Raw genomic sequence first — 14223 nt, forward strand, 5'->3', positions numbered from 1 at the left:
GCCCTACGCCGGCAACCAGGAACGGACCGACGCCCTGGCAGACTTCCTGCACACCTACAACCACCACCGCTGCCACACCGCACTCGGCGGCCACCAACCGATCAGCCGTGTCAACAACGCTGCGGGTCAATACACCTAGCGCCGCTGGGCACCCCAACCTGGCACCCCGCTTTGATCCGTTTCTGGTGTGCCGGCCTTGAGGTGTGCGGTGAGGGTCTGGAGTGCTGTCCAGGTGGCGGCATCGGTTCCGTCGCCGAGGGGATAGTGCAGGGCCGGGTCTGTGGCTGTGCCGAGCTGTACGGGTTTCACGGGGAGCGGGGGGCGGCGGGCGTGGGTGAGTCCTAGGGCTTGAGTGTCTCTGGTGCCGAGGGTGAAGGTGATGGGGATCGGTGGGGCGGTGAGGTGGGGGGCCAGCGCCAGGTCTGGGCCGGCTGCTGTCAGCGTGGTGAGCATGGTGGTCAGGCCCTGGGTGTCGATGAGTTCGGCAGCTAGCGGCTCGATGGCGTCGAGAGGGACGTGCTCGGCTGTCGGGTATCCGACAGTGAGGGTGACATCCTCGGCGATCCCGGCCGTGGTGCGTGTTGTGCGGTGGATCGCGACGGCCGGTTGGTCGGGGGTGCCGATGACGAGGGCGTGGGTGGGTTCGGGGGACCGGTTGCGGGCCAGGTCGGTCAGTTGGCGTGCTGACCAGGGGAGGCTGATCGGTTCGGCGGTGCCCCATCCGGCGGGCGCGGCGCCGGTCAGGTGGCGCCAGGCTGTTTCCAGGGCGGTGCCGAGCACGAGGTCGGCGTCGGGGGACCGGACGGTGCGCAGTGCGAGGGTGAGTCGGCGTTCTTCGGTGTGGTGCGCGCCTCGCGTGAAGGCGTCCGCGACCTTCGCCGGCGTGGCTGTCGGGGCGAAGGTGCCGTTCTGCCAAGCGAGTTCGGCGCCGGACAGGCCGTCGTAGTAGCCGCCTTCCGGATTCTTGACGACCCAGCGGTTCGGTGCGCCGACGAGGGCCGTGCGCAGGGGCAGGGTGAGGCGGACGTGGGGCGGCGTGACGATGTGCAGGGCTCGGCCGGAGGCTGCCGTTGTGCGCAGGACGTCGGACAGCCAGGTGGTGAGGGGCAGAACTGGGCGGTCGGCGATGACCACCGCGGTGGACTCGGTGAGGACGTCGACGATGGGCAGGGCGCCGTCCGGCAACCGGTCGGTGGTGACGTCGTCGCTGTCCTGGGGAGTCTGTACGACCGCCGTGTCGGCCGCCTCGCGTGGCCAGGTTGTTCCGCCGAGCAGCATCGTCAGGCGTGCGCAGACCGATTCGGCGAGCGGTTCTGCCATGGGGATGGCGGTGGAGGCGCGTGTCTCCGTCCACCAGTACGGCGGCTGTGGCGGGGTGATGTGGGGGCCAAGGAGGCGTTCGGCCTCGCCCGGTACGTGGACGAGGAGCGGGGATTCGACGGAGACCAGGGGGCGGCCGGCCGGTGCGCACAGGTGGGTGACCGCGCCGTCGTCGGTGGTGGTCAAGTTCAGGTCGGGGCCGCCGGCGTACAGGGCGGCGAGCAGCGTGGCGGCGTCGGGCATCTTCTCGGTGAGCGCGATGACGTCCTTGGTCATGCCGGCGACTCCGTGGGCTCAGCCTCGTCGGCGAGGGCGGTCTGGATCAGCTGGTGGCGTTGGCCGCGGCGGACCAGGGTGCCGCGGCCGGGCGGCTGGGCGGAGGCGTACAGGCCGGGGAAGAGCTGGCCTTCGGTGCGGTCGCCCGTCATGACCAGTGCCGTGGTCCCCGTTTCGCGCAGTGCTGTCAGGAACGGTTCGTACAGGGCCCGGGAGGACCCGGCGACTCGGCGTGTGACGACGAAGTGGAGGCCGATGTCCCGGGCCGAGGAGATGTACGGCAGAAACGGGGTGAGCGGCTGTTGCCCGGCTGCGGTGAGGATGTCGTAGTCGTCGATGAGGATCACGATCCGTGGGCCGGTGAAGGTCGGCTCGTCGGTGAGGGCGTCGGGGTCGGGGGTCTCCGGCAGGCGTTTGGCCAGTTCGCCGGCGATGCCGGTGGCGAGTGCGTGGGCGAGGGCGGTGTTGTGGGCGTAGCCGCCGCGGTAGGGCTCGGGGATGACGCCGCGTAGGCCGCGCCGCGGGTCGAAGACGCCGAACACGAGCTGGTCCTTGTCGTAGCGGTCGATGAGAGAGCGGGAGATCAGTTTGAGCAGGTTGCTCTTGCCGCACTCGTTGTCGCCCAGGACGAGCAGGTGCTGGTCGGCGCCGAACAGGTCGAGGACGGTCGTGGAAAGGTTCTCTTGGCCGACACCGATCGGGATCGCGTGCGGCTGTGCCGCGGTGGAGGGCAGGCGCCCGGCTGGCAGCCTGGTCGGCAGCACGCGAACGGGTGCAGCGAGTTCGCCGTGCCAGGTGGCGCGCAGGGCGGCTGCCGCCTGCTCCAGGGCTGGGCCGAGGCCGTCCGCGGTGGCGTGTGCGTCGATGCGGGGGAGGGCTGTCTGGGCAAACAGTTTGCCGTCGGTCAGGACCCGGCCCGGTGTGTCCGCCGTCAGGGTCGCGGAGAGCTTGCGGTCGACGGCAGAGTCGGCGGGGTCGTTCAGGCGCAGTTCGATGCGGCTGCCGAACAGGGACTGGGTGGCGATGCGTACGTCGTTCCAGCGGAGCATGCCCGCCACGACGTGGATTCCGTAGCCGCTGCCGCGTTTGAGGAGGTCGCTCACGTCGTCGTCGAGGTGGGCGAACTCGTCGCGCAGCGCGCCGAATCCGTCGATGAGCAGGACGATGTCGGTGGAGCCGAGCCGGGGCAGCTCGCCCTTGGCGCGCAAGGCTCGCAGCTGGTCGATGGAGTCGATGCCCCGCTCGCGGAAGATCTCCTCGCGCTCGGTGAGCATGGCGCGCACCTCGGCGACGGTGCGGGCGGCGCGCTCATGGTCGGCGCGGGTCGCGATGCCGCCGACGTGCGGCAGTTGCGCGAGGGTGTTCAGTCCGCCGCCGGCCAGGTCGAGGCCGTAGACGGCGACGTCGCGCGGTGTGTGGGTGAGGGCGAGGGAGAGCGAGAGGGTGCGCAGCAGGGTGGTCTTGCCGGAGGCCGGGCCGCCGATGACGGCGGTGTGGCCGCCCGCGGTGTTCAGGTCGTGCACCCATGGGCCCTGCCACTGCCTGGCCGGATCGTCGAGGACTCCCAGTGGCACCCGCAGCGGGCCGTCGGCGCGGGTGAGCCGGAGGCCGTCGGCGGATGCCTGTACCGGGCCGGCGGCCGTGTCGAGGGTGAGGGCTTCGGGCAGCGGTGGCAGCCAGATCCGGCGCACTGGTTCTGCGGCGCCGGTGAGCCGGCCGACCGCGACGCCAAGGACCGTCGGCCCCGTCTCGCGCTCACGCGGCATCGGGGTGTCCTCGCCCGGCGGGGAGGCCTGCGCGGTGGCGGGGGTGTGGAACGCCGGGTACGGCCAGGCGAGCGGCTCGGCGTCGGATCCGCTGTCGTGTACGACGGGTCCGCGGTACGCGCCGGAGACGAAGCCCGCCTTGAAGCGGGTGTAGGTGGAGGTGTCGACCTTCAGGTAGCCGAAGCCGGGCAGGGGCGGCAAGTGGAAGGCGTCGGTGGTCTCCAGGACCGTGCGCGACTCGTCCGCCGAGAACGTGCGCAGCCCGAGCCGGTACGACAGGTATGTCTCCAGTCCTTTGAGCTTGCCGCCTTCGATGCGCTGGCTGGACAGCAGCAGATGGACACCGATGGAGCGGCCGATGCGGCCGATGGACAGGAACAGGTCGATGAAGTCCGGTTTCGCGGTGAGGAGTTCACCGAACTCGTCGATGACGACGAAGAGATGCGGCAGCGGTTCGAGGTCCGGGCGGGCCGTGGCGCGCAGCGCGCGGTAGCGGCCGATGTCGGCGACGTTGCCCGCGTCCTTGAGGACCTGCTGGCGGCGCTTGATCTCACCGGCGAGGGAGGTGTGGACGCGCTCGACCAGTCCGGCCTGGTTCTCCAGGTTGGTGATGACGCCTGCGACGTGCGGCAGGCCGGCGAACGGGGCGAAGGTGGCGCCGCCCTTGTAGTCGACCAGAACCATCGCCAGATCCTCCGGCGCGTGCGTCGTCACCAGCGCGAGCACGAGGGTGCGCAGCAGTTCGCTCTTGCCGGAGCCGGTCGCGCCGACGCACAGCCCGTGCGGGCCCATGCCGAGTTCGGAGGACTCCTTCAGGTCGAGCAGCACCGGCTGGTGCCGGTCGTCCAGGCCGATCGGTACACGGAGGAAGTCCCGCTCGCCGCGTGGTGCCCACTGCCGGGCCACGTCGAGGGCGGCCATGTCGTCGATGCCGAGGAGTTGCGGGAAGTCGACGGGACCGGAGACAGGCGTGCCCTCGGCGGCGGACTCCGCGGACAACCGGAGGGGTGCAAGTGTCCGTGCGAGGCCTTCGGCTTCAGCGGGGCTGGTGTGGTCGGCTGTTCCGTGCGTCGCTACGACCTGCTCTCCGCGCAGGTCTTCCATGGTGAGCTGGTCGCCGTCGACGGTGATGCGCACGGAGACGTGATCGGGCTCGTGGACCTGTTCGGCGAGCAGATGCAGGACCGTGACGCCCATGTCGTCCAGGGCGACGGCGGCGTCCGGGCGCGGAAGGTCGACGGCGTTCTCGCCGTACTCGTCGCTGAGCACGAGGAGCCGATCGGTCAGCGCAAGCGCCTTCCTGTCCGACAGCCCCCGGCGCACCTCGGCCGCGTACGAGGCGCGCCGTCCCAGGTCCGTGCCGATCACCTGCGCCAGCTGAACCAGGTCGGGGGCTATGCGCCGCGCGGCGACGGCGCCGTCATGATTCTGTGGGTCAAGGACGTGCGGGAGCCATTTCGCCCACTCCCACTCCTCGATCCGGTCCCCGGGCACGGCGAGCGCGACGGCCACGTCGTCCGGGGCGTGGGTCACGGCAGCCTGCACGAGCAGGGACCGGGCGACACGCAGCACCCCGGCGCGGTCGCCGACGATGCTGACGTTGCCGGCCCGGTCCAGCGGCACGGTCAGCGGATGGTCCGACACGGTGGTGTAGCGGGCCTGCAGGGCGCGTGCCTCGTTCAGCATGAACGGGTCGGGCGGGGTGAGCACGCCTCCGGCCGCGTTCTGGCCGATGGTCAGTTCCTGCACCGGCACGTCACCGACACCGACCCGCACGGCGAGGAAGTCCGGATCCGTACGGCGCCGCTCCCACAGCCGGGCCGGGTCGCGCAGAACGTCGTACAGGGCCGTGGACGCGGGGTGGAGAATCCGGGCCACACGGCGGCGCTCGCGCTCGACCGCGCTCAACTCGGCGCGCAGTTCCTCCAGGTACTCCAGGTACCGCTCGCGCTGGACGCGCCGCTGCCGCTGGGCCTTGCCGCGCTGCGACAGGAACAGGGCGGCCGCGCCGAGCAGCGCGATGACCAGTACGACGGCGCCGAGCCCCGCGAACTGGCTGGAGCGGATCACCGTCATCATCACAACCGAGCTCATGACGCCGGCCATCGGCAGCAGAGCGGTCGCCGGGCTGCCCATCTTGCCTTCGGGCAGGTTCGGCGGGGGCTCGATCGTCCGGGCCGCGGGCGCGAGCAGAGGGCGGGTCGCGCGGGCCGGGCGGTGGACCTGGTGCTGTGTCAACGGACGCGCACCGCCCGCTGGAGTGCCTCCGCGGCGAGCTGGGTAGCCGCGCGACGGGTGGCCTCGCCGAGCCGGTCGGTCATGATCGGTCCGCCACCGGCCAGGTGCCGGTCGTAGGGCAGATGCACGAGGGTGACTCCGGTTTCCCGCAAATGAGCTGTGGCGGACTTCAGGTCGAGGTGCGCGTCGGGCGTGTTCGAGGTGAGGGCCACGACGGTCGAGGCGAGGGCCGCGTGCGGCAGCCCGCCGAGCCAGTCCAGGACGATCCGGGTACCGCCCACGCCTTCCGCGGTGAGCGGGGCGACGACCACCCGTGCGTGCGCGGTGTCCATCGCGGTACGGGCCACCTCGCCGGGCAGCGTTTCGCAGTCCACGACCGTGACGGCGAAGTAGCGGCGCAGCGCGAGCGTGACGGTGCGGTAGGTGGTGATGTCCAGCGGGGCGCCCACCCGCCCCTGACTGGCGGGCAGCAACCAGCCGCCGTTCGCCACTGGCACCAAGTACCCGGTTACATCGGTTAGTTGCATCGACGGAGTGAGGATCCGGGCGAGCTCACCGCACGACCAGCGTACGGACTGCGCGCCCATCCGCACCGGCAGTGTCCCGAGGGCGGCGTCCGCCTCCAGGGCGAGCACGGGGTCGTGCCGGTAGTGGCTGAACGCCCGCGACAGCAGCGCGGCGGTCGTGGTCTTGCCGACACCACCGCGGATCGACGTCACCGCGATCATCCGGCCCGTGGTCACCGGCTGCTGCAGCAGGCCGCCCAGTCGGCTCTCCTCGGCGACATCCTGCGCCGCCGACGAGGTCAGCTTGCGCAGCGACCGGCCCGAACGCCGGACCAGTGAATCGCCACGCGGGGGCGAACCCAGCGCTATGGCGAGCCGCGGATCGAGCGTCGGCACGGGCTCGGGCGTAGCTATGGGCAGCCGGGCCTGGCGGGGCGGCCGTGGGGCAGGGGAAGTGTTCGGAGAAGGTTCGGCACGGGCAAGTTGGGCTTCCGTTGCAGGGCGTGGTGGGCCCTGAGGCGGCGTGAGCGGGAGCGGCGACTGGCCATCCGTGCGCAGGTCCGGCTCGGTGGCGTGCCCCGTGTGGGAGGCGGTGCTGGACTGCCCCGGACGTCGGCGCTCCTCGTCCGGGTCGCGTACGGGCAACGGAGGCCGAGCGTCGTCGGAGGAACCCTGCTCGCTGACGCCCTCGGCAGAGGCGCGGCCCAGCTCGCGCAGCACATCGTCCTGCCAGCGGCCGGAAGTCGTCATCACCGCCACCTCCTCAGGCGAAGGTGCCGAGCAGCCGCCCGTACACGCCGAACACCCCGAGCAGCAGCGGGAACAAAGCAATCACACCGGCAGACTCCAGCAGATCACCGGCCTTGCGCAGCCGTACCCGTACATGCTCGGCAGGCTGCACGGCCAGCACACCCAAGGACAGCAGGACCAGTACGCCGAGAACGGCGAGCGGAACCGCGGCTCCGGAGCGCGCCAACCACAACCAGGCCAGCCGCAACGCCACCACCATGGACGCCGCGAGCAGCGCGACGACCTCCGCGACCAGCGGGTAGGCACGCGCCCGCAGCGCGAGGACGAACGCGACGGTGACGGCCAGCACAACTGTCCATACGGTGACGGTACGCACTGCCAGCACCCCGGCGACGGCACCGGAAACCGCGGCGACGACCGCCGCCAACGCCAGTCCTCGGTGCGTTGCGGCCAGCGCGGCAGCCACCTGATAACGACTGACTGACGCCCCCGCAGAGCGACGGTCGTCCAACTTGGACAGCCCGGATGCGGCGAGCGCCAACCGCGGCAGCACCCCGAGCGCCACCACGGACACCACAGCAAGCAAAGCCCCGGTGCGAGCCGACCCGCCCGCACTCGCCGCGCCGCCCTGGAAGGAAAGAGCGACCTCCCAGCACGCGCCGGCACCGGCCAGCGCCCCTGCGCCGACCAAGGCACCACGCCCGAATGGCGAGAACCAGCCGAGCAGCAACAACGCCACCACTACGACGGAGAGCACCGCGGCCAACCGTACGGCCCCCGACCATGCCTGAGCGTCGGCCAACGCCCAAGCGCCGTGGGCGCCCACAACGGCACTCACACCGACCAGAGCACTGGCAGGCCCCTTGCGCCCGGCCCGGCCCAGCAACGCACCGCCCGTCGCGGCCACCACGGCACTCACAAGGAGTCCCCATGCGGCGGCCCGGGCCTCGAAACCCTGCCGGGCAACGAAACCGGCAGCGAGTGCCCACACCACGCCCGCGCCCGCTGCCACGATCCGCCGCGCCTGAGCGTCCCACCGCCAGGCACGCACATCCAGATCGCCGGCCGCCTCGTCACTTACGTCATGAACCACCGGCGCGGACGGCGCGTCCTCGACCCTCACGAGCCGCAGCACAGCACCGTCGGGCACTCCCGCCGACTCCAACGTGTCGTCCGGCTCCAGGGCACTGCCGGCAGCCGTCACCAGGTGCCGGACCTGGGGACGCTCGCCCACCCGGTCATCGAGAAGCCGCATCACCTCGGGCAACAACAGCCCGACCGGCTCCCGGGACGGCAGCACCAGGTCCACCCGCCGCTGCGCACCGACCAATGTGACTCGACTCAGTGCTGTACGGCTCACAGTCCCCCGGGATATCACGCGTTCGAACCTATCATCGGGCCGAATTCGCAGACTGTGGTGCTCCGGTGACTTCACCGGAGGCGGGCGTGGAAGAGGGTACGGCCGGGGCAGGCAATGACGTCCCGTAAGGAGCCTTCCCGATCACCCGGTGCTCGATGAACGACCACCCCACACACCCGGCACATCCCACAGCGGCGATCACCACACCTGCGAACGCCTTTCTGAGCCGTTCGTCTACGGTGCGCCGCTGCCGCTGCGCCCCGAACAACAAGGCGTCGCGCAAGCGCCGACGCCGCACGGCCACCGACTCAAGGAGTTGACTGTCGTAATCCTGGGCTGACACGTCTTGATTTCCGGTTCTCTGCTACGTCAGGTGGGGAACTCACCGAGCCAGCTGCGCTGGAGGAGGTGCTTGGGCAAATACTCGGACTCGACCTGGATGGGGAACCCGCCGTCGTAGGCGAGGCAGGCTATGGCCAGAGGGCCGAGCGCGATGCTGCCGTCGACGTCCTTTTCCCGTTCCTCGGTCAGCGTCCAGTACGTCTTGTGGAGCTTCAGCGCCTCGACTAGAGCCGGGCTGAACCCTTCTTCGTCCCTGCGCACGAAGTGATAGAAGAGGTTGATCGGCGGGTAGAGCTGGCCGTCGAGCAGGTCACGCGGAGCGATCCGGGCCACAGAGGGGTTCGACATCTCGAACGTCGCGGTCAGCTTCTCTGCGAGCCCCGGCCGCCGTAGCCAGTACGTCTGCAGGGTATCCACCCAGTAGTAGATGTACTCGTCGTACTGCCCCTCCGGGGCACGTAGCCGTTCCAGGGGGACTTCGCAGAGCTGCGTCATCCGTTGTTGGTCACGGCAGATGACGGCCAACCAGAACGCGGTGAGCCAAGTCCCTGCACTGGCAGTTGAGAGCGGGCCGGTCGCAGCGAGACTGCGCAGCTTGTGGTGGATGCGGCACTCGATGGTTCCTTCGCTCGTACTCGTCACCGAGAACAGTGCCGAGCCCAGTTGTACCGCGTCGACCGTGGCCTCCCACGTCTCGACTTTCGAGGCCCTCGGATCGATGACACAGCGCGCACGCAACGACATGACAGCAGTGTTGAACCTGGAGTCGATGACCGCAGACGATTCTTCAAGGCGATCGATGCCCTTGACCAAGTGCCCGCTGAGCCGCTCCGCGAACCGTTCGGCCTCAGGGCCACCCGGTAGCGCATGCCGGGCGATGTGTACGGTCACGGAAGCGTCCCCTTGCTGATGTCGAACCTGCGATACAGGTAGCCAGTGTATGTTCCCGCGTTCTTCTGACCCTTGACTACGACATATTCTAGCTTCTTGTCTGCGAGAGCGTTCTCCAGGTCTTCGACCAGGTCGAACTCGCCGCGCTTTTTCATGGCCTCAATGATGTCGAAGAAGTATTCCCTGCTTCCCTGGGAAGCCTGCCGTCCGTCGGAAAGTTTACGGCTGCCGAGTTCTGTGCCAGGGCTGCTCTTGGCCTCGACAACGACTATTCGGCCATCTTCGTGCTTCCATACCTGATCGAACTGATCGTTTCCGTTTTTCGGACCCAGTAGTGGCTGTTCTTCGAAATCGCCGTATCTTTCGGCGATGTAGTGATGTCGGGCTGCTGCCTCGCCGAACTGCTCGGTCGCATCGCCCATGGCGGTGTGTGATTCCTTGTATGTTCCGCGGGCCTCTGCCCAATCCGCCGCCGTGTCGGAGGTGCCGTGGGCGTGGTGCACTTCGCCGGCATGTGTCTTCCACCTCTTGACGAGGTTATCCCAGTGCACGGCCAGGTGGCGTCTGTGTGCGGCGTCATTAAGGATCTTCAACCGCGACTGGCTCTTTACGGTGTCCTCTCCCACGGAGATGTAGTCGTGGTCGAGATAGTGCGGTTCGGGTGCCGCAGGAGCCTCCTTGGCATTGACCCACGGTCCATCGTCGGACAACTTGGTCAGCTGGGGTGGGGCATATCCACTCTCGTCGTGTAGGTCCAGGTCCTTCCGCCAGCCAAGGTCTTTCTTGTAGAAGTGATCGTAATATCCAGGCTCGTGATTGGCGCGATATACCTGGATCTCTTGTATTTGTTCCAGGGAGAGGGAGCCGCGCGGTCCGTACGGGTTGGGTCCGTCCTGCATGAAAGCAGGACGCTGGGCCACCGCCTGCTGACCGGGGATGTCGCCGTCCGACCCGGCGGCTGTGGCATCGGTGCCGTCGCCCGTTGCGTCGTCGCCGCTGCGGCCCAAGCCGTCGTGGCCAAGGTTTCCGCCGCTGCCACCGTTGCCGGAGCCCTCTGCACCGCTGTGTTGGTGGATCTCCCCGCTGCTGTGCCCGGCGGGTGCCCCGTGACCGGTTCGGGACGGAAGGTCGTCCGCGATATGGACGGCGGTGTCCCCGGCGCCGGTTGTTGCGCGGGCCATGACGGATCGTCCTCGTTGCGCTGTGTCGGCAGCCGAGGACATCACCGGGCGTCCTCCGACGGGTTCCGGCTGTCGTAGGGGAGGTTCACCGTGGGGTGATGGCGTGGCGAGCCGGGTGCGGTCGGCGGTGCTGGATTCGTGGGCTGCCTCGTCGACGTGCTGTCGCAGGCTGCCGTCCGCGTTGAGGACGTGCCCCTCGTCCGTGAGGTAGACGATCTTTCCCGTGGCGTTGTCGAGGTAGGGGATAGCGTTGGCCGGGATCTTGGGGGAGCGGAGGGCGTCGGCTTGTTTGAGTAGGTCGGCTGTCGCGCCGGTGTGCAGGTTTTTGAGGGTGGTGAAGGCGTCACCGACCTTGAGGGAGGCGAACTTTCCTGCTTTGCCGATGTACGTCATGGGGTCGATGGCCCGGCCGACCTTGCCCACGGTCGACACGGTGCGGACCACCGCGCCGGTCTTGCCTGCGCCTGAGGCTGCGGCGCCGGCTCCCTCGGTGCCCACGAGGGTCAGCAGGTTGAAGCCGACGGCACCTGCGGCCCTGCCCGGGTTGGTCTTCCACTGGTCCCAGGCGACCAGGCCTTTGCCGGTCTGGTTGAGGACGTGGCGGGAGTCACGCAGCCAGGACGGGAGGTCCTTATCGGGCACCCACCCCCAGGTGCCCAGGGTCAGGAGGGTCATGCCCGCGCCGGTGCCGAGTTTGGCCAGGTTCTTCCATGCTTCGCCGGCGGCGTCGGCGCCGTCCCAGCCGACCAGGGTGCCCAGGCCATGGACGGTGGCCACCACGCCGTCGTACCAGAAGCCGTCCCACACCTGTTTGCTCTGGTGGGCCAGCCAGGCCCAGCCCTCGTACTCCTTCTCCGCCGGTGCGCCCCAGGGAGTTTTCTTCGCCTGGTCGAGGTCGGCGGCCTTGAAGCCGTACATGTTGCAGCTGTGGGAGCCGTCGTCGGCGGTCAGCGGGGTGCCGCCGATCAGGGCCATGACCTTGTTGTAGGCCCTGCGCTCGGCGGCCTCGAAGGCGGCGACCGTGTGGTTGACGTCGTGCCACAGGTCGTTGTTGTGGTCGACCTTGTCGTGGTCCTTGCGCCAGTCGTCGTCCCCGGACACCGAGTTCACGAAGGCGGTCGCCTCCGCCTTCAGTGCGTCCAGCTTCTTCACCAGAGGCTGGACTTCGAGGCTGTAGTCCGACAGGGCGCCTGCGACCTTCTCCAGGTCGTCGGCGAAGGCGTCGGACTTCTTCTGCACCGGCCCTGTGGTGCTGAACAACTGCTCGGCCTCGGGAGCCGAGTAGAAGGAGGACAGGTGCTGGAAGGTGGTGTGCACGTCCGAGCCGGACGCACGGAACTGGCCCGCGTCCGCGGTCAGCAGCATCACATCGGTGTCCAGGGTGTCCAGGTCACCGATGAAGTGCGGTATGCCGGACGGGTCGATCAGCTTCGCCTCGTCGCCCACCGTCACTGGCCCTTCGCGCCGTGGCCCGTACTACCCACGCCGGGCATGTCCACCTTCGGTTCCCTGGCCGCCTCGTGCTGCGCGTTCGAGGCCTGCTCCAGGTCACCGGCCATGTAGCAGCGGGTGGCCTGGTCCGCCCCGTGCAGGGACTTGCCGGCGCGCTTGGCGATGTACACCAGGTCCCGGCTCCAGTGCTGCATGAACTGGCTGAGCGCCGCACCCACCAGCCCGGCCGTGCTGGTGTACGGGCCGTACTGGCTGGTCAGCGTGCCGGCCGCGGAAGCGGCCTCCTCCAGGTTGCCCTGCATCGCGCTGCCGGCGTCCGACATGCTCTTCGCAGCGGTGCCACAATCGGACAGCACCTTGTACACCCCGGCCGGGTGAATGTCCCACCCCGTCACGGCAATCCCCTCATCCCCGTACGCGCCTGCTGCGGGCGTCGTCGGCCCGCCAAGTCCTGTCGTGTCAGCCGATGTTGTCGACGGCAGCCCGCGCCTTGGCCAGCGTCGACTGCGCGGTCCCGTCGTTCTGCTCCAGCGTCGTGCGGACCAGCCGGATGATCTCCCGGACCTCGCTGGCTGCCCGGTGCCAGCGGACCTCCTTGCCGTGATACTCGTCGGCCACGCCGTCCGCCGTGAAGTCGGCCATCGCGGCCTTCACCGCACGGTCGCGGTCACTCAGGACGCTTTCCAACTGGCCGATGACGCCCGCCAGGCTCAGCTGTACGTCGGCGGAGGCACCGGTGTCGTACGAGCGGCGGTCCTGATTCTGACCCATGATCGAATCCCCCTTGAAAACGGTAGCGACAGCAGTGAGTTCATCTTCGAGGTCGGTTATCGCGCGCCGAAACGGGCGGCGTCGAAGTTGGCGACGCCCATGTTCTGATGCGCGTTGTCACCCAACTCCGCGTCACCACTGCCGAACGCGGTGTCCATACCGGACTGACCGCCAAGGATCGCGCCCAGCGAGCTGTTCAGATCCGCCGTGATCTCGTCGGCATGCGCCTTGAACGTGTCGAACGCGGCCTTGCCGGCCCCGTTGAACTTCCCCTCCAACGGCTGGGCCGCCTGGATCAGCAACTTGATCAGCGTGCCCAGGTCGTCGCTTGAGCCGACAGTGCTCTTCCCGAGCTGCGACAGGGTCGTCGACCCCATGTCGAACTTCATCCACCCACCCCGTAAGCGTGTTGTGCCTGCGCTGGGACTGCTCAATCGCCGGTGTTTCATCTCGCGACGCTCAGAACCCCGCAGTTCGTCGAACATCCTCTCGCATCCTGCGTTGCAGGCGCAACGTGAAAGAGTTCGAGTTGGCGTGATCTGGTTCATGAGGCGGAGACGTTCGACAGAGCGGTCCGGCCGGCCGGGATGGCGGCGGGCCCATGGGTGAACTTGTCGAGGACTGGCACGTTCACGAAGGGCACAGCGCTCCGAAATGAGCCTTGAGGAAGTTCGAAGCACAGGCCCCCTGTCTGGGGCAGCGGCTCAGCTCCGCAGCGGCTTTTCGACGGGTGACGGACCGCCACCTCCGCTCTGCTCACCAGCCGGAGACCAGCACGCCCCCTCGGCGAGCCCAGAAGACACCGAGTGATGTCACGTCCTGCTCCGGGGTCCTCGCTCAGGGCTGGACAAGGCACGGCCCCGACGCCCCGTCGGCCGCGAGTGGCGTGTGCCTGGGGAGTTCCTCGCCCACCAGTCGTATGGAAACCTCCAATAGCGCCACGCCCGTCGTGAGACGAGAGACTCCTGAGCCCACCAGGAGGACCATCACGGTTCCTCCGCGCCCCGCCCTCTTGTCAGCCCCGGCGCTCATCGACTGGCCCGTGGGTGATCCCGCTGACGAGCGCGCGCATCGCAGCCTTCGAGAACAGCAACGGCCGACGGCTCGTGTCCTTGGAGTCGCGCACTGCGGCGTGTTCGCCCAGTTCCGCAACTTCCAGGCAGTCGTTCGCGCCCCCACTGTACGAGCTCTTCCGCCACCTCGCGTGCGTGAGCTCGACGTCGTGCCGAGCTGTCGTGCCGTCGTGCAGGGCGGCGATGCTGGGCGTGCTCACTGTTAGAAGCCGTATCTCAACCGATCATGGAACGTGCAGGTCGAACAGGTTTCCCGCCGGGGTGATCTTCCCGGTGTACGCGCATGAAGGCAGGGCC

The 14223-nt window shown here is 68.8% G+C and carries 11 protein-coding genes and 1 pseudogene; 1 reads left to right on the forward strand and 11 read right to left on the reverse strand.

What is annotated here, in order from left to right:
* Positions 1–139 (forward strand): annotated as a pseudogene (locus ACZ4EG_RS46060) (IS481 family transposase); the annotation flags it as partial.
* Here ACZ4EG_RS46060 and ACZ4EG_RS46065 read toward each other — a convergent pair.
* From ACZ4EG_RS46065 to ACZ4EG_RS46115, 11 genes are all read right to left on the reverse strand, one after another.
* Complete coding sequence (locus ACZ4EG_RS46065; protein WP_467794985.1) at positions 136–1596, reverse strand: DUF6177 family protein; 1461 nt, start codon at positions 1594–1596, stop codon at positions 136–138. The pseudogene ACZ4EG_RS46060 and the gene ACZ4EG_RS46065 overlap by 4 nt on opposite strands.
* Positions 1593–5600, reverse strand: a complete 4008-nt coding sequence (gene eccCa / locus ACZ4EG_RS46070; protein WP_467794986.1) for a type VII secretion protein EccCa — start codon at positions 5598–5600, stop codon at positions 1593–1595. The genes ACZ4EG_RS46065 and eccCa overlap by 4 nt, the downstream gene beginning before the upstream one ends.
* Positions 5597–6856 (reverse strand): nucleotide-binding protein, encoded by a 1260-nt coding sequence (locus ACZ4EG_RS46075; RefSeq protein WP_467794995.1) that lies wholly within the window; start codon positions 6854–6856, stop codon positions 5597–5599. The genes eccCa and ACZ4EG_RS46075 overlap by 4 nt, the downstream gene beginning before the upstream one ends.
* Before the next feature lie 13 nt (positions 6857–6869).
* Positions 6870–8234: an EsaB/YukD family protein gene (locus tag ACZ4EG_RS46080; protein ID WP_467794987.1), complete on the reverse strand. Its 1365-nt coding sequence runs from the start codon at positions 8232–8234 to the stop codon at positions 6870–6872.
* 13 nt (positions 8235–8247) lie between these two features.
* Positions 8248–8559: a hypothetical protein gene (locus tag ACZ4EG_RS46085; protein ID WP_467794988.1), complete on the reverse strand. Its 312-nt coding sequence runs from the start codon at positions 8557–8559 to the stop codon at positions 8248–8250.
* A 26-nt stretch (positions 8560–8585) separates the two neighbouring features.
* The gene (locus ACZ4EG_RS46090) at positions 8586–9449 is read right to left on the reverse strand and encodes an immunity 49 family protein (protein WP_467794989.1); all 864 of its coding nucleotides are present in this window, start codon (positions 9447–9449) and stop codon (positions 8586–8588) included.
* On the reverse strand, positions 9446–12076 hold the full coding sequence (locus tag ACZ4EG_RS46095) for a hypothetical protein (protein WP_467794990.1): 2631 nt from the start codon (positions 12074–12076) through the stop codon (positions 9446–9448). Before ACZ4EG_RS46095 ends, ACZ4EG_RS46090 begins: the two co-directional genes overlap by 4 nt.
* Positions 12077–12078: 2 nt before the next feature.
* Positions 12079–12477: a DUF6507 family protein gene (locus ACZ4EG_RS46100; RefSeq protein ID WP_467794991.1), complete on the reverse strand. Its 399-nt coding sequence runs from the start codon at positions 12475–12477 to the stop codon at positions 12079–12081.
* Between the two features lie 64 nt (positions 12478–12541).
* Complete coding sequence (locus ACZ4EG_RS46105) at positions 12542–12853, reverse strand: pore-forming ESAT-6 family protein (protein ID WP_467794992.1); 312 nt, start codon at positions 12851–12853, stop codon at positions 12542–12544.
* Between the two features lie 56 nt (positions 12854–12909).
* The gene (locus ACZ4EG_RS46110) at positions 12910–13242 is read right to left on the reverse strand and encodes a hypothetical protein (protein ID WP_467794993.1); all 333 of its coding nucleotides are present in this window, start codon (positions 13240–13242) and stop codon (positions 12910–12912) included.
* A 626-nt stretch (positions 13243–13868) separates the two neighbouring features.
* Positions 13869–14126 carry a DUF397 domain-containing protein gene (locus ACZ4EG_RS46115; protein WP_467794994.1) on the reverse strand — a complete coding sequence of 86 codons (258 nt, stop codon included), beginning with the start codon at positions 14124–14126 and terminating at the stop codon, positions 13869–13871.
* Between the last annotated feature and the right edge of the window lie 97 nt (positions 14127–14223).

The organism is Streptomyces sp. NPDC025638, assembly GCF_055558775.1.

Coding starts and splice junctions, on each gene's coding strand:
- ACZ4EG_RS46065 (WP_467794985.1), bottom strand. CDS start 1,596: ATGACCAAGGACGTCATCGCGCTCACCGAGAAGATGCCCGACGCCGCC.
- ACZ4EG_RS46075 (WP_467794995.1), bottom strand. CDS start 6,856: ATGACGACTTCCGGCCGCTGGCAGGACGATGTGCTGCGCGAGCTGGGC.
- ACZ4EG_RS46105 (WP_467794992.1), bottom strand. CDS start 12,853: ATGGGTCAGAATCAGGACCGCCGCTCGTACGACACCGGTGCCTCCGCC.
- ACZ4EG_RS46110 (WP_467794993.1), bottom strand. CDS start 13,242: ATGAAGTTCGACATGGGGTCGACGACCCTGTCGCAGCTCGGGAAGAGC.